This window comes from Neobacillus sp. PS2-9 (assembly GCF_030915525.1).
Classification (GTDB): Bacteria; Bacillota; Bacilli; order Bacillales; family Cytobacillaceae; genus Neobacillus.
Genome location: NZ_CP133269.1, coordinates 406489 through 429491 on the forward strand (window position 1 = coordinate 406489; position 23003 = coordinate 429491).

General features: G+C 34.5%; 24 protein-coding genes and 1 pseudogene. 22 read left to right on the forward strand and 3 right to left on the reverse strand.

The genetic code is table 11. The features are described 5' to 3' along the window. Positions 1 to 12: 12 nt before the first annotated feature. From RCG25_RS02080 to RCG25_RS02090, 3 genes are all read left to right on the forward strand, one after another. Entirely contained in the window at positions 13 to 1644 is a 1632-nt protein-coding gene (locus tag RCG25_RS02080; protein WP_308082017.1) for an ABC transporter ATP-binding protein, read from the forward strand. A gap of 83 nt (positions 1645 to 1727) precedes the next feature. Further along, the gene (locus RCG25_RS02085; protein WP_308082018.1) at positions 1728 to 3137 is read left to right on the forward strand and encodes a right-handed parallel beta-helix repeat-containing protein; all 1410 of its coding nucleotides are present in this window, start codon (positions 1728 to 1730) and stop codon (positions 3135 to 3137) included. A gap of 115 nt (positions 3138 to 3252) precedes the next feature. Beyond that, on the forward strand, positions 3253 to 3633 hold the full coding sequence (locus RCG25_RS02090; protein WP_308082019.1) for a triple tyrosine motif-containing protein: 381 nt from the start codon (positions 3253 to 3255) through the stop codon (positions 3631 to 3633). Positions 3634 to 3966: 333 nt separating this feature from the next. On the opposite strand, the gene RCG25_RS02095 is transcribed toward RCG25_RS02090, so the two are convergent. Both RCG25_RS02095 and RCG25_RS02100 read right to left on the reverse strand, forming a co-directional pair. Then, entirely contained in the window at positions 3967 to 4896 is a 930-nt protein-coding gene (locus RCG25_RS02095) for a polyisoprenyl-teichoic acid--peptidoglycan teichoic acid transferase TagU (protein ID WP_308082020.1), read from the reverse strand. A gap of 335 nt (positions 4897 to 5231) precedes the next feature. Beyond that, positions 5232 to 5363, reverse strand: coding sequence for a hypothetical protein (locus RCG25_RS02100; RefSeq protein WP_308082021.1), 132 nt, complete (start codon positions 5361 to 5363; stop codon positions 5232 to 5234). Positions 5364 to 5655: 292 nt separating this feature from the next. On the opposite strand from RCG25_RS02100, the gene RCG25_RS02105 reads away from it, so the two are divergent. Both RCG25_RS02105 and RCG25_RS26045 read left to right on the forward strand, forming a co-directional pair. Continuing rightward, the gene (locus tag RCG25_RS02105) at positions 5656 to 5805 is read left to right on the forward strand and encodes a YwzD family small protein (protein ID WP_308082022.1); all 150 of its coding nucleotides are present in this window, start codon (positions 5656 to 5658) and stop codon (positions 5803 to 5805) included. A 593-nt stretch (positions 5806 to 6398) separates the two neighbouring features. After that, positions 6399 to 6743: pseudogene (locus RCG25_RS26045) on the forward strand (CBO0543 family protein); the annotation flags it as partial. A 6-nt stretch (positions 6744 to 6749) separates the two neighbouring features. On the opposite strand, the gene RCG25_RS02110 reads toward RCG25_RS26045, so the two are convergent. Then, positions 6750 to 6881, reverse strand: a complete 132-nt coding sequence (locus RCG25_RS02110) for a hypothetical protein (protein WP_308082023.1) — start codon at positions 6879 to 6881, stop codon at positions 6750 to 6752. 54 nt (positions 6882 to 6935) lie between these two features. Between RCG25_RS02110 and RCG25_RS02115 the strand changes: the two genes are divergently transcribed. From RCG25_RS02115 to RCG25_RS02195, 17 genes are all read left to right on the forward strand, one after another. Then, on the forward strand, positions 6936 to 7430 hold the full coding sequence (locus RCG25_RS02115; protein ID WP_308082024.1) for a CBO0543 family protein: 495 nt from the start codon (positions 6936 to 6938) through the stop codon (positions 7428 to 7430). After that, positions 7427 to 7924 carry a CBO0543 family protein gene (locus RCG25_RS02120; RefSeq protein WP_308082025.1) on the forward strand — a complete coding sequence of 166 codons (498 nt, stop codon included), beginning with the start codon at positions 7427 to 7429 and terminating at the stop codon, positions 7922 to 7924. The genes RCG25_RS02115 and RCG25_RS02120 overlap by 4 nt, the downstream gene beginning before the upstream one ends. 47 nt (positions 7925 to 7971) lie before the next feature. Then, on the forward strand, positions 7972 to 8163 hold the full coding sequence (locus tag RCG25_RS02125; RefSeq protein WP_308082026.1) for a hypothetical protein: 192 nt from the start codon (positions 7972 to 7974) through the stop codon (positions 8161 to 8163). 235 nt (positions 8164 to 8398) lie between these two features. Then, positions 8399 to 8677 carry an HIT family protein gene (locus RCG25_RS02130; protein WP_308082027.1) on the forward strand — a complete coding sequence of 93 codons (279 nt, stop codon included), beginning with the start codon at positions 8399 to 8401 and terminating at the stop codon, positions 8675 to 8677. A gap of 458 nt (positions 8678 to 9135) precedes the next feature. Continuing rightward, positions 9136 to 9885 carry a YveK family protein gene (locus RCG25_RS02135; protein WP_308082028.1) on the forward strand — a complete coding sequence of 250 codons (750 nt, stop codon included), beginning with the start codon at positions 9136 to 9138 and terminating at the stop codon, positions 9883 to 9885. Next, positions 9875 to 10579: a CpsD/CapB family tyrosine-protein kinase gene (locus tag RCG25_RS02140; protein ID WP_308082029.1), complete on the forward strand. Its 705-nt coding sequence runs from the start codon at positions 9875 to 9877 to the stop codon at positions 10577 to 10579. The genes RCG25_RS02135 and RCG25_RS02140 overlap by 11 nt, the downstream gene beginning before the upstream one ends. Before the next feature lie 138 nt (positions 10580 to 10717). Next, positions 10718 to 11482, forward strand: a complete 765-nt coding sequence (locus RCG25_RS02145; protein ID WP_308082030.1) for a tyrosine-protein phosphatase — start codon at positions 10718 to 10720, stop codon at positions 11480 to 11482. A gap of 332 nt (positions 11483 to 11814) precedes the next feature. Further along, complete coding sequence (locus RCG25_RS02150; RefSeq protein ID WP_308082032.1) at positions 11815 to 13632, forward strand: polysaccharide biosynthesis protein; 1818 nt, start codon at positions 11815 to 11817, stop codon at positions 13630 to 13632. A gap of 136 nt (positions 13633 to 13768) precedes the next feature. Next, positions 13769 to 14881, forward strand: a complete 1113-nt coding sequence (locus tag RCG25_RS02155) for a DegT/DnrJ/EryC1/StrS family aminotransferase (protein ID WP_308082033.1) — start codon at positions 13769 to 13771, stop codon at positions 14879 to 14881. Beyond that, positions 14882 to 15514, forward strand: coding sequence for a sugar transferase (locus RCG25_RS02160; protein WP_308082034.1), 633 nt, complete (start codon positions 14882 to 14884; stop codon positions 15512 to 15514). Positions 15515 to 15522: 8 nt separating this feature from the next. After that, the gene (locus RCG25_RS02165) at positions 15523 to 16146 is read left to right on the forward strand and encodes an acetyltransferase (RefSeq protein WP_308082035.1); all 624 of its coding nucleotides are present in this window, start codon (positions 15523 to 15525) and stop codon (positions 16144 to 16146) included. A 23-nt stretch (positions 16147 to 16169) separates the two neighbouring features. Next, positions 16170 to 17423 (forward strand): glycosyltransferase family 4 protein, encoded by a 1254-nt coding sequence (locus tag RCG25_RS02170; RefSeq protein ID WP_308082036.1) that lies wholly within the window; start codon positions 16170 to 16172, stop codon positions 17421 to 17423. Positions 17424 to 17539: 116 nt separating this feature from the next. Continuing rightward, positions 17540 to 18544 carry a glycosyltransferase family 4 protein gene (locus RCG25_RS02175; protein WP_308084082.1) on the forward strand — a complete coding sequence of 335 codons (1005 nt, stop codon included), beginning with the start codon at positions 17540 to 17542 and terminating at the stop codon, positions 18542 to 18544. Positions 18545 to 18546: 2 nt separating this feature from the next. Further along, complete coding sequence (locus tag RCG25_RS02180) at positions 18547 to 19134, forward strand: CatB-related O-acetyltransferase (protein ID WP_308082037.1); 588 nt, start codon at positions 18547 to 18549, stop codon at positions 19132 to 19134. Between the two features lie 383 nt (positions 19135 to 19517). After that, positions 19518 to 20798, forward strand: a complete 1281-nt coding sequence (locus RCG25_RS02185; protein WP_308082038.1) for an O-antigen polymerase — start codon at positions 19518 to 19520, stop codon at positions 20796 to 20798. A gap of 59 nt (positions 20799 to 20857) precedes the next feature. Beyond that, entirely contained in the window at positions 20858 to 22039 is a 1182-nt protein-coding gene (locus RCG25_RS02190) for an acyltransferase (RefSeq protein ID WP_308082039.1), read from the forward strand. Positions 22040 to 22062: 23 nt separating this feature from the next. Further along, positions 22063 to 22968, forward strand: a complete 906-nt coding sequence (locus tag RCG25_RS02195) for an ATP-grasp fold amidoligase family protein (RefSeq protein WP_308082040.1) — start codon at positions 22063 to 22065, stop codon at positions 22966 to 22968. Positions 22969 to 23003 lie beyond the last annotated feature (35 nt).

Genomic DNA, 23003 nt, shown 5'->3' on the forward strand with positions numbered 1-23003 from the left:
CGGAGGCTTAAAATGAATGCAAGGCCAAAAGTAATTTTTAATAATGTTTCGAAACAATACACACTAAAGCAAAAGAAATTAGATAAATTATTAGATTTAATTCTGTTAAAAAGGAATGGAAAAAGTTTTTCTGCGCTTAGAAATGTTTCTTTTACAGTGAATGAGGGAGAAACCATCGGAATTGTTGGGATTAACGGTTCAGGTAAATCTACTCTATCTAATTTACTTGCACAGGTCGTCCCTCCTTCATCGGGTGACATCGAAATTAATGGAGAAACCTCACTAATTGCCATATCTGTCGGGTTAAATAATAATTTAACTGGTCTAGAGAATATTGAATTAAAGTGCTTAATGCATGGCTTGAAAAAAGATGAGATAAAAAGAATAACACCTTCAATCATTGATTTTGCTGACATAGGTGACTTTATCGATCAACCGGTAAAGAACTATTCAAGTGGGATGAAATCAAGACTTGGATTTGCGATTTCAGCTCATACAAACCCTGATATCATGGTAGTCGATGAAGCATTATCTGTAGGTGACCAAACTTTTTATACTAAATGTATTAATAAAATGAACGAATTTAAAAAAGAAGGAAAAACCATTTTCTTTATCAGTCATTCTGTTTCTCAAATTCGATCTTTTTGCGATAGAACCATGTGGATCCATTATGGAGAGATGGTTGAATTTGGAGAAACAAAAACTGTATTACAAAATTATAATAAATTCATTAACCATTTTAATGGTTTAAATGATGAAGAAAAAAGGAAATACAAAAAAGATAAGATTACTGAACAAAAAACTAATAATATTTCAAAAAGTGAGTTAGCAAGTAGAAGTGATCGGTCCCCAAAAAAGGAGAAAAAATCGTTTAAAACTTCGTTTGAACTTGCTTTACTATTTGCACTTTTTATCTTTTGCACATTCTTAATGTTGAAGGGCGACGGAGTTGCAAAAGAAGTGAAATCATTATTTAAACCAGATCCCAAAGTTGAGAGTAAGGCTTTAGATGAAAAGGAGATAAAAAAATCAGCGGTGAAGGAAAAAAGGCATACGGAGAGCATCAATCAGGTTGGCTATATAACCAGTGAGATAGAACCTGTTTATCAAACAGATAGACTGCAAAAGAAGCTTAATACCTTAAGCTTTGCAACAGAAGTGTATGTTACCAACAAGATTGACAATGCCTTTGAAATCACCATGAATAATAAAAAGGGATATGTAGGCTTAGACAGTCTATATATTCCTGATTCTCCTTTAAAACAAAAAGACTTCAATATCAAAAGTTTCCTTGATGGGTTTCCAGAGTCATTTGTGAGGTCCTATCAGTATTATTTGGCATTCATAGGTAGTGATCAGGAAAAAATTGAAAAGAAGATCAGAGGTAAAACTGGCGAATCGTTAGATGAATCAGACAACAAATATATCGAGTTCGGCCAATTGAAATATCGAATTCTCTCTAATAAGCTTTCAGATGAATTAATTGTAAGTGAAATAGACCCACAAAAAATGGACACGAATCTATTAATAGAAAATGCGACATTGATTAGTAAGGATCATGAAATAATTGATATTATGACAACAACAAATGAATTTATTTTTAATTTAAAGAATAAAACAGTTACGATTAAAGCTGCAGAGTAATTTATAAATTTGTCTTCCTATGGGTATTTTCAAAATTCATCCCTAAACGTTGTCTAAAGAAATGTCTGAAGGGGCTGGATAGTATGAGAAGACAAGAATATAAACAAAAAAAACGAAAGAAAATCATTATTTTTCTACTCACGACTTTAGTTATCTGTGTGTTAATCTATATGGCTTTGAAAAACCCGACCACTAATGATGTGGAACCGAAAAGAAAAGCACATATAAATCATACGGTGCAAAAGCCGAATAACATAACACAGACCCCTGAACAGTATGGAGCAAATGGGTTTGATAAAAAGCCCGATACAGCAGCTCTTCAAAAAGCAATCAATAATGGGGATACTGTGATGTTAAAGAGTAGTGCAAGGTACATAATTGATAAAACATTAGTAATTGACCACTCGATAAAAATAAAAACAGATGGTAATCATGCAGCGGCTATTTTACAAAAGGAAAAGAAAAGTGCGTTAGTATTTGATAACAAATCGACAGTCAATACATACGTAACTAGTTATATTCCAAAGAATCAGCCCTTTGTTGTTTTGGCGAGTACAAAGGGAATACAACCTGGTGATTTATTGGAGTTGAAATCTAGTAAACTCTGGTATTGGGATGATAGAGGCTACCTTACAAAAGGGGAGCTTCATAAAGTTATTAAACTAGACGGGAATAAAGTATATTTAGAACGTCCTATAGTTGAAAACTATCTAGTCGGAAATGGCGAGCTTGTATCGGTAACAGCATATCCAAATGTTTCATTCACTCTAGATAATATTTCCTTTCTTCATTCAAAACCATATAATACGGTTATGTTACAGGTGAATTTTGCAAGTAATGCACAACTTGATCGTATCTCAGTAACAAACTCGAAACGAATAGGTATCCTTCTTAATAATACGTATCAAACGAAAGTGAGTCATGCGAACATTGATTTAGGAACGACAAAAGATATTGATACTGGATACGGAATACAAGATTTTGGGGGATCAGGAACACTCATTACGGATAGTCAATTTCGAAGAGTCCGAAGAGGAGTTGATTTCTCAGGCAACATTCCTTCCAGATATGGGATTGTTCAAAATTCCAAGGCAATTGGATACAAGAAAGGCTCACTAGCCAGCGGAAATAGCGGGTTTGGTACACATTCAACAGCAGAATACATTACTTTTAAGAATAACTATATTGAAAATTTTAATTATGCGTTCTTAGTTCGTGGAAGAGAGATTACTGTGGAGGACAATATTTTAAGGGGCTTTAGCAGTAATTTTATCGCTGTTTCCTATGGAGACCAGGTAAGAGTCATAAATAATAAGTATCTTAGCGTGCAAAACAGCTCTATAAGTGGATTTATCTTAATTCCAAAAACATATAATGGCTCCTTAGAGGCGTTTGGTAATGTTGCTTCTGGTCAAAACGGTCCTTTTATTAAGGGAGATATAGACCAATTAAAATCCCTTACACTGAAAGAGAATGTAAGTAAATCTAAATAAGATTTTCGGGTCAATAGTCCTGCAAATGATCCATACATTGAAACTTAGGATGCTTTAATAATAAGAGTTATTTGTGTATACTTTTTACATAGGTATGATCAGAGGAGGAAAGACATTGAAAACAAAATTACTTACCTTGTTACTAGCTGCCATATTACTTGTAACAGGCTGTGGTAAGGAAGAAGCAGCTAAACCAGATTCAGCGAAACAAGAGGCAACTAGTACAGCTAAAGAAAGCAAGCTTAAAATTGATACTGTTACAATAAAAAAGGTTGATTCAAAGAACTTTTATGTTGCAACAACAGCGGAAGGTAATCAATTAAGCTATGCGTACTATGTGTATAAGGACAATAAAATTCTAAAGAGATTCCCATATAAGAAGGATGCTCACTTTGAATATAAAGTAACGAAACCAGGAACTTATAAAGTAAAAGTGTTTATAAAGGATAGCTCGAATAAAAAAGTATCAAAGTATACAAAAGATATTAAAATGTAAAATGAGAGGCAAGGATCTATTGAATCCTTGCCTCTTTTACTTTTCGATTGTAGGTTTGTTTAAATGTCTATGGAGATGGAGGCTTCTAAGATCACGCAGATTAAAATTACTGGAAGTAAAAGAACCATTTTTAGATACGTCATACTATTCCCCCTTTTATATATTATAAAAAAAGTAATAATAAAAATATGTCATGATATGTAAATTATTTAGACAGAGTTTGTCGAAAACGGATATTGTTACTATTAAGATTTCCCTTTGTATAAGCATGTTAAACAATTTGCTTAAATAAAAAAAGCTGATTAGGTTCATATGACCCAATCAGCTTCATTTTTATTGATTAATCTCTAATTGTGATTTTAGTTCGTTTTGAATCCGTTGTTTTTCATCTGCAGCTACTAATCCATAATAGATGCCGCCAATTTTAGCGCCTTTTTCTGCAATTTCAACTTGCTGAATTGATTTTCCAGCGTCTTTGTAGTTCTTTTGGATATCTACCATTTGGTCAAATGTAAGATTTGTTTTTACGTTTTTCCCAAGTGCAGTGAAAATATCCGAGTAGTTAGTTAAAGTAGAGATGCTCGCGCCCTCTTTGATTACAGCTTGGATAACTTGACGTTGCCTTGCTTGACGACCGAAGTCTCCGCGAGGATCTTTCTTTCTCATTCTTGAATAGGCTAAAGCCTCTTTACCTTTTAGGTTCAATTCTCCTTTGGCAAAGTGAATTTTATCTTGAGTGAAATCTAGGTTGTTTTGGACAGTAATTCCACCAACTGCATCTACAATATCTTTAAAGCCTTCCATATTCACTTTCATGTAATAATCGATCGGAATATCTAGGAAGTTTTCCACTGTATCCATGGCCATTGTTACGCCGCCAAATGCGTAAGCGTGGTTAATTTTATCTTCTTTTCCTTTGCCGACAATCTCTGTTCGAGTATCACGTGGGATGCTAAGCATTTTGACAGAGTTGTTATTAGGATTGACTGTTAAAACAATCATCGTGTCTGAACGACCACGATCACCTTTTCGCTCATCAACACCCAGCATTAAAACAGAGAATGGTTCTTTATTTGTGAACGCTACAGGTTGTTCACGCTTCTCAGATTGTTTACGTTCAATCGGTTCATGCATTGTATTAACCGCAGTTTTTAAAGATTTATATACTGTAAAGCCATAAACACCTACACCAATGAATAATAGTAAAAGTACTATGCCAGTCACTTTTAACCATTTTTTACTCTTCTTTTTTTCTGTCCTCATTCGACATTGACCTCCAAAAAATTTACAAATTTCGCAAATACACTTAATAGATTAACAAATAAATAGGAAAATAGATAGAAAAATATTGTGGTATTTTATGCATCTTTCGTTCTTCAAATATAAATTAAAAATTTTACTATTTATTAATAGTTTGTTCATATTTGCAGGGTATGATAAATACATGCAGCGAAAAGGCATAAGCACCTTTTTCTGACCCCTTAAAAATATATTTGTATTGCGTCCGGCATATTGCCGGATATTTTTTTGTCCTTTTCGTAGATCTAGACTAACTTCCAGCTAGACTGCCCTACTAGAGTGAATAATAAATTACTTTTTTATATGAAAAACCATTTATCGACCAGTTTTCGAACTTTATCAACCGGTTGAGTAAAGGTATCGACCACTTTTTGAGATTTATCAACCGCTTTTTGAACTTTATCGACCGCTTGAGTATAGATATCGACCACTCGCCAAAATTTGCTCCATCCCCACATAAAAAAGCCAGTCCCCGCACTTTGGGGACTGGCTCAACTCATTAATCTTTTACGCATTACCCAGTCGGGGGACAGTCCCCCGACATGGTAACGCACAACCGCGCCGGGGGACTGTCCCCCAAAAAGGACATTTCCCCCCCTTATTACCCAAATCTTCGACAAAATTCATATAATTTCCACAAAAATCAGTTGGAAAAATATTTACATTCTTTTGATATTCTTGTAGAATTGAAAATTAGAAGAAAAGAGGAGGGAGAATAGAGAGTTGGATAGGAAAGCTGGAAATAGCGCGAACACCGTCGATTTTTCTGAGATTGTGAAAAAGGCTTATGACAAAGGCGTAAACGAGAACGAGATTACGCTTGAAAAACTAATGGAAGAACTAAAAGCGGATTTAAGACATTTAGTCTGCTAAATATATATAATAGATCTAAAAGGCTGTGTGAGGGAAACCTCTGCAGCCTTTTTCTATGTAGTTGTTGGTTAAATTTCACTCTAGTGGGAAAAATAAAGATGCTTGTTATCCAATTAAGAAATAAAATGCTTGTTAAGCGGAGAAATAGCTTTCAACACCAACAGATTGCTCATCGAAGTCGTTAAAATTACCCTTTTTTAATATGTACTAGCCCAAGATAGAGCAGAAAATGATGAGTATTCGCGAATTGTAGATAGTTATTCGCGGATTTTCCACTTTTATTCGCGAATCCGCATAACTTATTCGCGAATGTATCATCTTTATTCGCGAATCCAGGGACTCATCAAGTCTACGGGTCACCCCAAACGATTTATGAGCGAATTTTCGCCAGTTATGAGCGAATCTCACATTAATATGAGCGAATCTAAAAAGAGGTAACTTAAAAGCATTAATGTAAGAAGCGATCCGCCAGGTCTATCAGCGAATCCGCCCAATCTATCGGCGAATCGCAAAACCCAGCAAAACATTAACATGGAAAAGCCCAACCAACCAACCAACAGACAACAACAGCCTTTTTCGGAGGAAACCCACCCATGCATGTAATCCTAACAGCGATCCTTCTCCTAGCGGCGTTCTGGAAGGGGGATTGGCGACATTGGCGGAAATACCATCACACGCTACTATATATTGTTATCTGTAACCTGCTCTACAACTTCCTGTGCAGAGACCATCTGCTCTGGAAACAGAACCCGGATCTATTACCAGAATCCCATGCAATCGTTGATCTCGTATATACCTTTATCAATCTCCCTGCGGTGACACTAATCTATCTGACACATTTTCCAATTAAAACATCCAACGGGAAAAAAGTCCGGTACATGCTATGGTGGGTCCTCGGCTCAATCGCCGTCGAATACCCTTTTTATAAAATGCACAGACTCCTTCTAGAGCATGGGTACCACTTCTGGATGGAACCCATTTTCTACACAGCGATGTACACCATGCTGCGCCTGCATTTCACCAGGCCGCTTCTTACATACGGAATCTCGGCTATCGTTATCGTGTTGATGCTTCACTACTTCAACATTCCAGTAAAATAGAACCAGGAAAACTAAGAGAGGTCACATCCAATGTCTAGAGATTACATAGTCATCATTCTAATGTGGGTAATAGGAATACTAGCATACCTATTCCTTACGCCAAAAAACCGATACAGAAAAGTCCTATTCGCCCTTATTCTCTGTCAGGCCTTTGTATGGGTGAGCTCGCTATTACATGTGAAATATCACCTTCTGGCCTTCCCGGTCCGTGAACTTCCGAAAGCCACCGATGTACTTGTCACAACCGAGTATTTCTTTTACCCACTTCTATCTGGGTTTTATATCATTTTTGAGCCAAAGCGATCACTCATCATTCGCTCCCTCTATTTGTCACTATGGATCTCAGGTCTGACCCTAATGGACGTCATGCTGGAAAAATATACGAACCTCATTGAGTACGTCCAGTATAGCTGGTACCTGACCTGGATAGATTTCTTTTGTATATTTGCCGTCACGAACCTCATCTACCAATGGTTCTTTAAAGACAGGGCCCATTTGCATGTGGATAGGGAGGCTGTCAAATGAGACTAGAATGGTGGATTTTACTCGCGGTTTGGATCCTAACGACCGGAATGCTTTTCTTTATCCCAAAAAAGAAAATTCGCCTAGCTGTAACCGCCTTCTTATTCAAACAAGGAATCACATGGATCTTTGGTTTAATTGTCGTTGAGTATGGAATGCTAACGTACCCAGTACGGCTATTTGCAGACGTCAATCGCTCAAGCTTTACCTATGAGTTTTACGTCTATCCGGCTGTTTGTGCGATGTTCAATGTGTTCTACCCGTACGCGCGGAGCAAGCTCATCCAGTTCCTATACTACTGTGCTTACTGCACCGTCTTGACCGTACCGGAAATCTTTCTCGAAAAATATACCGATTTAATCCACTACCTGAACTGGGCCTGGTACTGGACATGGATTACGCTATTCCTCACCTTTGCCGCAACAAGGTGGTTTTGTGTATGGTTTTTCAAGGGGATTGAAAAAGAGATGGATGATAGTGCAATACACCAAGATTAGGTTATTGTATAATAATGGTATAAATCCATAATGATGGAGGCAGCCCTATGGGAGACTTACGGTTTGGCCTATTTGCACTTTTTCCGATTGTATTGTATTTGATTATTCTTGGATTCACAATCTATTTCATCGTTCGGACACTGCGGTTCATGAACGACAAAACCAGATTGGATCAAGAGAGAAACGACAAGCTGGATGCCTTAATCAAGGCGGTCCAAGCGAATAACAAAGAACAATAGAAGACGGGGAGTTGCCTTCAAAGCAGCTACTTTCTAATGGGGGAAGTTACATGAGTTGGAAAAACGACCGAATCGGCGCGGCCCATAGAGGGGAAAATCCCATGGTCCTAGCGCGGATGAAAAGCGGGTTCGCCGTCATCGGCGATACACAGTTCCTGCCGGGTATTGCGTACTATTACCGTATGAGGAAGTGAACACCTTAAACGACCTGCCATTCCAGCAGAGGAGTGACTACTTGCTGGATATGAGTATAATTGGGGACGCGATTCAGGCCGCCTGTCAGCCAAGGAGAATCAACTATTCCATCTATGGAAATACAGATGCCTTCCTTCATGCACATATTTTTCCGCGTTACGACTGGGAGCCGGAGGAACGGAAGCCGTATCCTGTATGGCAATATTCACCTGACAGGTGGCGGGATAGCCAGTATCAGTATTGGGATGGAACGCATTTAGAATTAAAGGAAAAGTTAATCCATCAGCTACAAATGGTAATGAGTAAGGCATACGAGTAAATAAGGTTATCTCTTCTCTCGCAAAAATGCACCTGTGCAATCTAAACAAACATATTTTAAACATCTTTAAAGGTTTATTCATAGTTTGTTCATACAATCGGGGTATAGTAAGTATAAGAAAACGAGATGCATATCTTACTTTTCTAGACCCCCTTTTAATTATATTTGTATTGTGAGTCCGGCTCTATAGGAGTCGGATATTTTTTTGTTCTCATCATTTTCAGCGTGTTTCAAGTATTATAAATGCATGCGTTTTCAATCGTAATGAGGTTTAGATTTTAAAAATAAAACTGTGGAAAATCACTCCAACTAGTAAATTCCCCTTCAAATTTCTTACAAATAGGTGTTTAATAGAGTAAGTGAAATAATATTGAAATATATCTGACAAATATCAGTAAAAATTTACAAATTGTGATATAATATTCTATGTTTTGTATCAAGATATTTAGGAGGACGAAATGGAAGAGACTATCAGTTTAAAAGAGTTACTTGAAACGTTGAAAAAACGATTGCTCCTAATCGTATCAATAACAATCATTGCAGGATTAGTCAGTGGAATTATAAGCTTTTACGTGCTAACCCCGATTTATCAAGCTTCTACACAGATTCTCGTGAACCAAGCGAAAAATGACCAAAGCATGTACAATTCTGGTGAATTACAAACCAATCTACAATTAATTAATACCTATAACGTCATCATAACAAGCCCCGCGATCTTAGATATTGTATCAAAAGAACTGAATTTAGATATGACCGCAGCTCAATTAAAGGAAAAGATTACCGTTGGTAGTGAAAAGGATTCCCAGGTTGTGAACCTATCTGTTCAGGACCCGGATGCAGAATTAGCTGCCCAAATTGCGAACAAAACAGCAGAAGTGTTTAAAAATGAAATTGAGAACATCATGAAAGTGGATAACGTCAGCATTTTAGCGAAAGCAGATGTGACTGAAAATCCATCACCTATTAAACCACGTCCACTATTAAATATTGCGACTGCCATTGTAGTTGGTTTAATGGCCGGTGTCGGACTTGCGTTCTTACTAGAATACTTTAATAACACAATTAAAAATGAGCAGGATATTGAAAAAATACTAGAGCTTCCAATCCTAGGTGTTATTGCGGCGATTGAAGACCAAAAGCTAGATGAATGGAAGAAACGTAGAGCATCAAGAAATACAACAGTTAGAGGTGAGACCCTTGGCTCTTAAAAAGAAAAAAAACGTAACAAGCACCAACTCTAGTCGTAAGCTGATTACAGCGATTGCTCCAAAGTCACCGATTTCTGAGCAATACCGTACGATTCGGACTAATATACAATACTCCTCGATAGACAGTGAAATAAGAGCGATGATGGTTACTTCTTCCGGACCAGGAGAAGGAAAGTCCACTACTGCGGCAAACTTAGCGGTAACATTTGCTCAGCTTGGAAAAAAAGTACTTTTAGTTGATGGTGATCTCCGTAAACCAACCGTTCATCATACGTTTGCAGTAAACAATCAGGTGGGGTTCACTACTGTTTTAACGAAACAGGCTTCACTTGAAAAAGCAGTAGTAGAAACAGAAGAGCAGGACTTGTATATCTTAACAAGTGGACCGATTCCACCAAATCCAGCGGAGCTATTAAGCTCGAAATCGATGGAGCTGTTTATTGAAGAAGCAAAACAGAACTTTGATTATGTGATATTCGATACGCCGCCATTGTTAGCTGTGGCCGATCCGCAGATTCTTGCTAATCAGTGTGATGGCTCGATTTTAGTAGTATATAGTGAAAGAACTGAAATAGATCAAGCGAAGAAGAGTAAGGAACTACTTGAAAATGCAAAAGGCAAGCTGCTTGGCGTGGTACTAAACCATAAAGAATTAAAGAACAATGATTATTACTATTATTACGGTGCAAAATAAAGGGATTAATGGGTGGTAAAAATTACTAGTTGGGATTTTTGAGAAGTGACAGATTTCGACAAAATACCACCCTTTCTCTTTTTTTTTGACAGTGGTACTATAGTAATAGTCCTAAAATACCGGTAAGGGTGTGGAGAAATGGTAGATATACATAGTCATATTTTGCCGGGTGTTGACGATGGGGCAAGGGATTTGTCGGAAAGTATCGAAATGGCAAAGGTTGCTGTAAATCAAGGCATCCATACCATTGTGGCCACACCGCACCATATGAACAACCGTTATGAAAATGATAAGGAAAGTATCCTTGCTAAAGTTGAAGAATTAAATCGAGTCTTACTTGATGAGAAGATCAATTTAAAGGTGTTACCAGGCCAAGAAGTACGGATTCATGGAGAGTTAGTAGAAGGCTACAGCGCGGGAGAAATCCTGCCAGTCAACCATACGCAATATGTATTGGTAGAATTTTCTTCAAGCCATGTGCCGAGATATACAGAGACGATGTTTTATGATTTGCAGAATAAAGGGCTGATTCCAGTGATTGTTCATCCGGAAAGAAACCAGGAAATCATCGAGAATCCCGAGATTCTATATAATTTGATTCAAAAGGGAGCGTTATCCCAAGTGACGGCTTCAAGCGTGTGCGGTGATTTTGGAAAAAAGATAAAGAACTTTTCCCACCAATTAATTGAAGCCAACTTAACCCACTTCATTGCCTCTGATGCACATGACACGTTCAGCCGGCCATTTAAAATGAGAGAAGCATTTGATCTCATTGAAACGAAATATGGAAATGACATGGTGTATTTGTTTGAAGAAAATGCAGAATTGTTAATTGCAGGTAGTCATGTCTATAAAGAAGTGCCGGAACGAGTTAAAAAGAAAAGATTCTTTAATATATTTTAAAAAGCACAAGCTGATAAGGACAAAGTGGTTGTATTATACATCTAATTCAGGTTGAATCGCCTGAACGGCGAGGTTTCCCTGTCCGTTATCCATGGGGACACTCGATTGTGCTGTGGGAGGGAAGAGTGATCTTCCTGTTCTTAGACGCTTGTCGTCGAAAGCATGATGTGAGGTTGGGTTAAATGCCCAAGTAATAGTAAAAATAATAAATATCTAATGAAAGAATGAGTGTCAAGACACTTGGATTTCCATTAGGTATTTATTTTTTTGCCCATTTGCTTTAGTGGGTGAAAGTGCTTTGGAAGATAGAAAGATAAAAGGGGGAGCAATGAGTGACGTATAGAAGAAGAATATTCACTCTGGCTTTAATTGACACGGCCATCATTTTATTTGCTAGTTACATACGATTTATCACGTTAACTCCAGAAATGCAATTGTTTCAAGCGACAGTGTTTTTAATCACGACATTAACACTTGTGGTAGGCCATCATGTTTTTGCTATTATTTTCAAACTTTATAATAAGGTATGGCAATACGCAAGTATCGGCGAGCTTATTGTCATTATTAAAACCGTCACTTTATCGATTGGGGTATCTACAATCGTGCATTTCATTCTAGAGCATGACGTATACGTGAGAGGTATCATGCTGAGATGGATGTTTTTAGTGTTATTCCTGGGTGGGGCAAGATTTTCTTGGCGCATTTTCCGTGATCATTACATCAACAAGCAAGAAAACTCGAAACGAACGTTAATTATCGGAGCAGGGGCTGCTGGCCGGATGGTCGCGCGTCAATTGTTTTATAGCCATGATTCGGATTTAAAACCGATTGCGTTTATTGATGATGATCCGAACAAGCTAAAGTTAGATATTCTTGGGATACCAGTTATCGGGGGCTCAAGCTACATTTTTGAAGCGGTGGAGAAGTATGAAATTGAAAATATCGTCATTGCGATTCCCTCTTTAAGTAAAAAGGAATTAAACCGTATTTTTGATGAGTGTGCGAAGACCAAGGCGAAAACACAAATGATCCCAAAGCTAGAAGATTTGATGACGGGGAAGGTCTCTGTGAACCAATTCCGCGAGGTCCAGGTGGAGGATTTACTAGGACGAGAGCCAGTAGAGTTGGATATTAATAGTATTTCAGAGGTTGTATCGGGTAGGACAGTACTAGTTACAGGTGCTGGTGGCTCGATTGGATCGGAAATCTGTCGTCAGATTTGTAAGTTTAATCCTAGTAAAATTGTTTTAGTGGGTCATGGAGAGAACAGTATTTATTTGATAGATATGGAGCTTCGGAGAAAATATCAAAATCATATAGAAATTGTCCCTGTGATTGGGGATATTCAAGATCGGAATAGAATATTTGAAGTGATGGAACAGCATCAACCATATGTTGTTTATCATGCTGCTGCGCATAAGCACGTTCCTTTAATGGAATACAATCCTAGAGAAGCAGTGAAGAACAATATCTTTGGAACACGAAATGTGGCGGAGGCGGCTGACACTTTCGGTGTAAATACTTTTGTTTTGATTTCTTCGGATAAAGCGGTAAACCCTCCGAATGTCATGGGTGCGACCAAGCGCTTTGCGGAGATGATTATTCAGAGTTTAGCGGTAAATAGTAATACTAAGTTTGTTGCAGTTCGGTTTGGTAATGTGCTTGGGAGTCGAGGAAGTGTTATTCCGTTATTTAAGAAGCAGATTCAAGCCGGAGGGCCGGTTACTGTTACGCATGAAGATATGACTCGTTACTTTATGACGATTCCTGAAGCATCGCGACTTGTGATTCAGGCAGGGACTTTGGCGCGTGGTGGCGAGGTGTTTGTGCTTGATATGGGTGAGCCGGTTAAGATTGTTGATTTAGCTAAAAATGTGATTAAGCTTTCCGGATATTCAGTGGAAGAAATTGGGATTCGGTATACTGGGCTACGCCCTGGGGAGAAGATGTATGAGGAGCTTCTTAATGAGAATGAAGTGCATCCTGAGAGTGTGTTTCCTAAGATTCATATTGGGAAGGCTAAAGTTATTCATTCTGATGAGTTAGCCCGCTTGATAAGCAGTTTATTAGATCTTTCTGAAAAAGATATGCATGATACGTTGATTGATGTAGCTAATAATAGATTTGATATTTTTAAAGTTTTGGCTTGATGTTAATATGAAATAATTATTCACTAAATTTGTTGGTAATAACCCGTTGGAGTGAAGAAGTATGCTTTTGATTGCTTAGACTCCATCCCAAAGAAAACTCAAAAAAATAATTATTAATGGAAGGAAGTCTTATAGAATGGGAGATAGAATTTTCCTCTCCTCACCTCACATGAGTGATGAGGGCTATGAACAGGAATATGTTAAGGAAGCTTTTGAAACAAATTGGATTGCACCACTCGGGGAAAATGTAAATCAGTTTGAGAGAGAATTGGCTGCCAAGGTAGGTTCAAAATCTGCTGCGGCACTTACTTCTGGTACTGCAGCCATTCATTTAGCGCTTAAAGCAGCAGGAGTGGGAGAAGGAGATATTGTTTTTTGTCAAACCCTAACATTCTCTGCTACTGCTAATCCAATAATATATCAAAATGCAATACCTGTATTTATAGATAGTGATTATGAAACTTGGAACATGAGTTCAAATGCATTAGAAGAAGCCTTTAAGAAATATCCAGAAGTAAAAGCTGTAATAGTTGTACATCTATACGGTTTGTCGGCTGATATGGATAAAATAGTTGAACTTTGTGGAAAACATAATGTTGCATTAATAGAAGATGCAGCTGAAAGTTTAGGTACCTATTATAAAGGAAAGCATACAGGGACTTTTGGAGACTATGGTATTTTCTCATTTAATGGTAATAAAATTATTACCACATCAGGTGGTGGAATGTTAGTTTCAGATAATGAAGAGAGAACTGCTAAAGTTAGATTCTGGGCTACCCAGAGCAGAGACAAATCAAGACATTATCAGCATAGCGAATTAGGATTTAATTATAGAATGAGTAATGTTGTTGCAGGAATAGGAAGAGGGCAACTAAAAGTTTTAGATAAACGGGTTGAAAAGAAGAACTATATTTTTGAATTTTATAAAAGGGAACTTGGCAATCTTGAAGGTATTCTTTTCATGCCTAGCAATGATTGGAATGAACCCAATTACTGGTTAAGTTCTATGACCTTAAATGGTCGAGTAAGACCACTTGATATTATGCAGGCGCTTGAAAAAGAGAACATTGAATCAAGACCAGTTTGGAAACCAATGCATATGCAGCCATTCTTTGGAAAATATGACTTTATTGGAACGGGAATATCGGAAAAATTATTTGAGAATGGTGTATGTTTACCTTCGGACACGAAAATGAATGATGAGGATTTGGAAAGAGTAGTTAATATTATTAAAGGGTTGTGGAAGTAAATGAACAATTCTAAAGGTAGCTTCTATAGGAGATTAATTAAAAGGGAGATGGACGTGGTACTCTCTTTTATTGCTATTGTAATTCTTAGCCTTCCATTATTAATAGTAGCTATTCTAGTAAAAGTAAAGTTAGGAAGTCCCGTCTTATTTAAACAACAAAGACTAGGTTATAATAATAAAGTTTTTAGGATGTATAAGTTTAGGACGATGACAGATGAGAGAGATGAAAAGGGTGAACTATTTCCGGATAATATAAGGTTAACAAAGTTCGGTAGAATTCTTCGTTCTACATCGCTTGATGAACTTCCTGAACTCTTTAACATACTAAAGGGAGATATGTCGATTGTAGGCCCAAGACCTTTATTTGTACATTATTTACCACTATATAATGATTTTCAAAAAAGACGTCATGAAGTAAGACCAGGATTGACTGGTTTAGCACAAGTAAACGGTAGGAACACTATATGTTGGGAAGATAGATTTATTCTTGATGTGAATTATGTTGATAATATTAGTTTTTTTGGTGATTGTAAAATTATTTTATTGACCTTTAAGAAAGTCTTGATAAGAGAGGGAATAAACTCTGAAACTGCTGTAACGATGGAACAATTTCAGGGAACTAAGAAGGAATGAATTAAATCATGAAAAACAAACTTCTGATAATTGGTGCTAGTGGCCATGGAAAAGTGGTTGCAGACATTGCAAAGAAAATGAATGAATGGAAGAGTATTTCATTTCTTGATGATAATAAAAGAATTGATGTATCAATGGGACTTCAAATCATTGGTACATCAGATGATGTTCTTAAATATATTGATGACTTTGATATTTTTGTTGGAGTCGGTAACAACTCTATAAGAGAAAAATTGCAGGAAAGTCTTGAGGCAATAGGTGCAACTATACCTAAATTGATTCATCCTAGTGCAATTATTGGAAATAATGTAGAGATAAAACCAGGAACGGTGGTTATGCCTGGGGCGGTAGTGAACTGTAGTACCCTAATCGGGAAGGGTTGCATAATAAATTCGGGTGCTACAATTGATCATGACAATTTGATTGAGGACTACGTTCATATTTCACCTGGTGCACATTTAGCTGGTACTGTAAAAATAGGAAATGGTACATGGCTAGGTATAGGAAGTATAGTGAGTAACAATGTAAGTATTACAAAAAACTGTAAAATCGGGGCGGGAGCTGTAGTAATTAATGATATTGAAAAGGGTGGGACTTATATGGGGGTTCCAGCTAAAATTTTTAAAGATTAAACTAATGTAGGGAGAATAAAGAAATGAAAAAAAATGTTTGGATAATGAATCACTACGCTACAAATATGTTTTTTGAAAGTGGTGGTAGGCATTATTTTTTTGCAGATTATTTAAACAAAAAGAATTATCAACCTACTATTTTTTGTGCTAGTACAAATCATTTTGACAATAATGCAGAACCTATGATTCCGAATAAAAAAAAATATGTCACTGATATTATTGAAAATATACCATTTGTTTTTATTAAATCCTCTGATTATAAGGGGAATGGTGTTAATCGTTTAAAAAACATGTTTACTTTTTACACGAACCTAAGGTTAATTGCTAAAGAATATGCTCGAAAATTTGGTAAACCAGATATCATTTTAGCATCTTCTGTACACCCGTTAACTTTATTAGCAGGGCTAAGCATTGCAAAAATTTTTAAGGTACCATGCATATGTGAAGTTCGTGATTTATGGCCAGAAAGTATTATTGCGTATGGTTCAATTGAAAAAGAGAGTTTAATAGCGAAACTTATGTACGCCGGTGAAAAATGGATATATAAAAAAGCAGATAGAATTATTATGACTTGGGAAGGAGGAAAGAGTTATATAATTGAGCATGGTTGGGATTCAGATTTAGATGTCTCAAAAGTATACCATATAAGTAATGGTGTTGCTCTTAATAAATATGACTCTAATGCAAATTATTTTACTTTTAAAGACAGTGATCTAGAAGAAAAAGAATATATAAACATTGTATATACTGGTTCAATTAGAAAAGTAAACAATATTGATATGTTACTCGATGTAGCAAAGCAGTTGAGTGAAAGAGGAAAAAGCAATATTAGATTTTTAATATTTGGAGATGGTGATGAGAGAATTAGTTTAGAACAAAGGTGTAAAAATGAAGGTATTCAAAATGTGAAATTTAAGGGTAGAGTTGATAAGAAATATATTCCTAACATATTAAAGCAGGCTGACATAAATATTTTGCATAATAAAAGTACAATGCTAGATAAATATGGACAAAGTCAAAATAAATTTTTTGAATACCTTGCTGCTGGTAAATGTATTATTCAGACGTATAGTACTGGATATAGTGTTCTCCAGAAATATAAGTGTGGAGTTAGTTCTTTAATACAGACCCCAAATGATATTGTTGAAACAATATTATCAGTTACAGATAATGAGGAAAAACGTGCAAATATGGGAGCAAATGCTCGAAATGCTGCATTAGATTTTGACTTTTCTAATCTAACTGATAGATTAATTGATATTATTGAAAACGTATAAAAATGTTGGGGGCTTCTATGAATATTTTACACATTAATTCAAATTACTTGTATACGACGTTATATGAAAAGTTAAATGATGAGCTAGATATATTAAATATAAATAGCCAAGTTTTTATGCCTATTAGCGGTAAGATTAATTTTGCAATTGAACCCAAATCAAATATATATTATCCAATATGCTTTAATAACTTTGATAGGTATTTCTTTTATATAAAACAACGGAAAATATACAGGAGTCTGATATCCTTAGTGAATCCTAGTGAATATGATAAAATTCATGCCCATACTCTTTTCACCGATGGAAATATAGCTTTAAAGATGAAGGAAAAATACGAGATTCCTTATATAGTTTCTGTTAGGAATACTGATCTTAACTTATTTTTTAAAAAAAGAAGGTATTTAAGAAAGAAAGGTATTAATATCCTGCTAAATTCATCCAAAATAATCTTTATCTCAACACCATGTATGGAAGAGTTAATAGAAAATTACATCCCAGTAAAATACCAAAATCAGGTGAAATCCAAAAGTACTGTAATACCTAATGGTATTGATAACTTTTGGTTAGAAAACAAGGCAAGTGAGAGGACACTTAAGGACAAAAATACAATAAAAGTAATCTATACAGGTCGAATTAATAAAGGTAAAAATATTGAGACAAGTTTAGAAGCTATTAAACAATTAAGAGAAAAGGGGATAAATGCTACTTTTACAGTTGTAGGAAAAATTGAGGATCTTTCAGTCTATGAAAAACTAAAAAATTATAAATTTGTAAGTTATATGCACCCACAGGCAAAACAAGACCTGTTAAATACTTATAGAAATCACGATATATTTTTAATGCCATCTTACTATGAGACTTTTGGTTTAGTTTATGCTGAAGCTATGAGTCAAGGTCTTCCGATAATCTATACTAAAGGTCAAGGGTTTGATAAGCAATTTGCAGAGGGTACTGTAGGTTATCATGTATCTCCAACAGATCCAAATGAGATTTGTAATACTGTGATAAAAATTATAAACACCTATGATAGCATTTCAGAAAACTGCATAAGTTTGGTTGATAAATTTAAGTGGTCTAGCCTATCGAAAATATATAAAGAAATTTACGAGGGAGTAAAATAGGTATGATTAACATGATAGATTTGATTTGGAAAATCATACATCGATTATCTAGGATAATGACAGGGAAGATGGGGGTTTATGCAAGAGAACTCGGAAAAAATAACAAGTTTACCAAAGGAGTACTTATTCAAGAGACTGCTTCTATTGGTAAATATAATTATTTTGGACCTTATACAATGGTGAATAACTCCAAAGTTGGTAATTATTGTTCTTTTGGACCAGGGGTAAAGATTGGACAAGGGGAACATAGTAAGGAATATATAACAACATATCAAAAAATTAGTGGAAATTTAATAGGTCACTCTTTAAATATTTCAAAAACCGAAATATGTAACGATGTTTGGTGTGGAGCTAATGTTGTTATTAAACAGGGAATTAAAGTTGGCAATGGTGCTGTAATTGGTGCTAACGCTGTTGTAACTCATGACGTACCACCATATGCTATTGTTGTTGGTGCACCCGCTAAAATAATTAAGTATAGATTTTCTTCTGAGAAAATTGATTTATGTGTTAATAGTGGGTGGTTTTACCATGATTTAAAAGATGCAAAAAAGATTATTAAGGATTTAGAAAAGGAATTCACTTTATAGGATTTTCACTTTTTATCAATTTAAATATTTTATCTGCATCCTAAACTGTGTCATTTTGAGAACCACCCATAAAGTAATGGATACGGCATTCATTGGATTTATTTTTTTTAGAAGCAGTAGTAGTCTTAACAAGTACTCTTTATCTATATTTTAATTTTTATATAATTTCTATTGTTAATTCAATAGAGGGATTTTATAAGAAAAGAAAACATTGATATGAAAGAATTATTCGTTAATTATATTTTAGAATAAAAAATTTAAAGATAAACTAAATATTTAACTTCTTTGAAAAACCTTTTAAGGATCTTTCAATAGTAGTTAGTTGGCTATTGTTTTTTATTAATATTAATAGAGTGGTTGTTAAATTTTGGAGTGAAAATTAGATGTCTATAAAAAAAATTAATATTAAAAATAATAAAGGATTACTTGCAATTACAATTGCAAGAATAACATTAGATTGTATTTACTTTAACTTTATTTCTACTATTTTTAAATATGAGGGTTTCACTGCGAAATTTGAGATTAGTTACTATATAACATCTTGGTTATTATTATTGACGATTATACTTTTAGTCCCAAAGATTGATTTTCAAAATCAACCTTCTTCAATAATAGTTAATTTAATTACTTTATTATATTTTGTTCCATTTACAACCATGGTGGCATTTAGTTGTTTTGATTTTAAATATATAATAGCAAATATGCTTTATTGGATAATGATTGTTATATTTTATAAAGTATTGAAAAAGGTGAAGATACTTCCCGATAATTCGAAACAGAATAAGTCTGATAGTTTTATTTTGTATATTGGCCTGTTTTTTTTAGTGGTAGTTTTAGGTATATCTGGTATTTACACAGGCTTTAGATTATCACTTAGTTTAGAAAATATTTATGACTATCGTTCAGAAGCTACATCCTTTAATATGCCAACTCTACTAGTTTATTTATTTTCTGCTTCAAAAGCTATTAATCCAATAATAATTGTATATTTATTTTCAAAAAAAAATTACCTGCTTTCTTCTTTATTTGTTTTTGTTCAGTTATTATCATTTTCTATAGATGGCTCGAAAACTGTCTTAATGATAACTATATTAGCAGCTCTATGTAGTTATTATTATAAAAATATATATTTAAAGAAAATTGCAATTCTTTTTGCTTTAATAAGTTTAGTTGGATTGTTTGAAAAACTAGTTTTTGGATCCTACAATATTATTACTTACTTTATAAGAAGAGTAATGTTTTCAACAAATAGTATTACTTATAGCTATTTTGATTTTTTCACAAATAATACACCAGATTACTTTCGGCAGGGCTTTTTAAGATTTTTTGGTGCAGAATCTAACTATACAAGTATAGATCATCTAATTGGAGCAATTTACTATAATAATCCAGATCTTGGTGCTAATAGTGGATTAATAAGTGATGCTATTGCAAATCTTGGGTTATTAGGGATATTAATTATGCCGTTACTTTTAGCAGTATTATTTAGACTGTTTGATGAATGTGTTAAAGGTTTGGAACCCAAAATATACATTATAGCATGTATTACGATTTCTTTTTACCTCATAAGTTCTTTTTTTACTACTGTATTACTTACACATGGTATTTTAGCACTACTATTGGTTTTATATATGTTACCAAAAAATATAAAAAACGTTACTTAGATTACTATATTTCTTATTTAATACTACTTAAGCTATTAATTATTTTAGGATGTGATTGAGTGGTGAATAGTAGCCCCACTATTGTTAGTAGAGCTGAAGGAAATTTTATAAATAAAAAAGAGGTTAAGATCAGTAAACGAAAAGACAATATTGAATTATTACGTATTATTTCAATGTTAATGATTGTTACAACGCATTATTTGTTATTTGCAGGTATTTATGAGTCAAATTTTTATAATAGCCTAAATTATTTCTTATCATGGATTATTGAGGCATTCTGTTATGTTGCAGTAAATTGCTATGTTTTGATAAGTGGTTATTTCCTGATAAACTCCAATTTTAAACTAAAAAAATTAGTTAGTTTATGGGGAGAGGTTTTTTTCTATTCACTTGGAATTTACTTAGTTTTGTGTCTCGTAGGATTTACAAAATTTAGTTTTTTTGAATTTCTTAAGGCAAGTATACCTCTTATTAGTCAAAAATATTGGTTTGCTACAATTTACGTTGGAATGTATGTTATATCTCCTATACTAAACATTGCTATAAAATCATTAACTAAAAAGCAGTTACAATACTGTCTTATTGTAATGTTTTTTATTTTTTCACTGTTGCCAAATATATTCTTCTTTTCAGATCCCTTTGGTGTTAATAGTGGTTATGGGATTATATGGTTTATTTGTTTGTACTTTCTAGCTGCATATATAAGGCTATACTATGTTCCAAATGGAAAGAGGAAATTTTGGTTTTGGTGTTATTTTGCATTTTCTTTATTGTTAGCCTTATCAAAATTCATAATTGCTAATTTAACAAAAGTAATATTGGGTCACCCTGAGGGATCAAGTATTTTCTATCAGTACAGTTCTCTTATAGTCCTTTTTGCAGCTACCAGCATTTTTATTCTATTCCTAAATATAAATATAAAAAATCCTAATACAATTGGATTGGTTAGATTTTTTTCAAAGTATACTTTTGGAGTTTACTTAATTCATACTCATTTTAATTTTAAAAATTTACTTTGGTCTGAATTAGTTAAGCCAACCGAATACCTGGAAAGCAACTGGCTTGTTATACATCTATTCTTATCTGTAATAATTATTTATATAACTTGTTCTTTGGTTGAATTAGGAAGAAAATTTCTGTTTGCAAAATTCGGAAGTTGGTTAGGTGTAGAGAATTTCTGGTCTTCAGTTCAGAGTTCATATAAATGGAATAAAGTCAGATTGCTTATTTTTAAATCTTAATATCAGTATAAAGGGGCTTTACGATGAATCTAAATCTATTAAGAAATAATAAAACAATATTAGGATTGTACAGAAAAGGGAGAAATGCACTATCTGTTATATCACCAACACTTTCTAGTAAGATGTTATATAGGCTAATACTAAAGCAGAAATTGGACTTAAAGAACCCACAAACAATGAATGCAAAATTAATGTGGCTAAAGCTTAACACATATAATAAAAACCCTCTTATAACAAAGTGTGTAGATAAATATAAAGTTCGTGAGTATATTCAAGATAAGGGTTGTAATGAAATTCTAAATGATTTAATCGGTGTTTGGGATAACGTGGAAGATATTGACTGGGATGCTCTACCAAATCAATTTGCGATTAAATGCAATCATGGATGCAAATATAACATAATTTGCGATGATAAAAGTAAATTTGACATAGAAGAGGCTAAAAAGAAATTAAATGAATGGATGAATACAGAGTATTGGAGAATCCATGCAGAACTAAACTATAGATATATTGATAGAAAAATTATATGTGAAAGATATTTAAATGATGGAACAGGGTTTTTACCAGAAGACTATAAATTCCATTGTTTCAATGGAAAAGCTGAATATGTAATGATATGTGTGGGTAGAGAAGAAGGTCATCCACAGTATTTTTACTTTGATAAAGATTGGAAAATGGTCCCTTTTAGCCAAGAGGCACTTGAGGTTCCAGAAGGTTTTACTATTCCAAAGCCTGAGGGAATTGATAAGATGTTCGATTATGCTGAAAAATTAGCGGGGCCTTTTCCATTTGTTAGGGCTGATTTTTATTTAATTGAAGGGAAAACGATCTTTGGGGAACTTACTTTTACTCCGGGAGGGTGTTTGGATCCGGATATATTTCCAGAGGCAGATAAAATTATGGGGAGTTTGATACAATTACCTAGATAATTAAGTTAAATATAAATTCATTTTTTGAAGTTAGG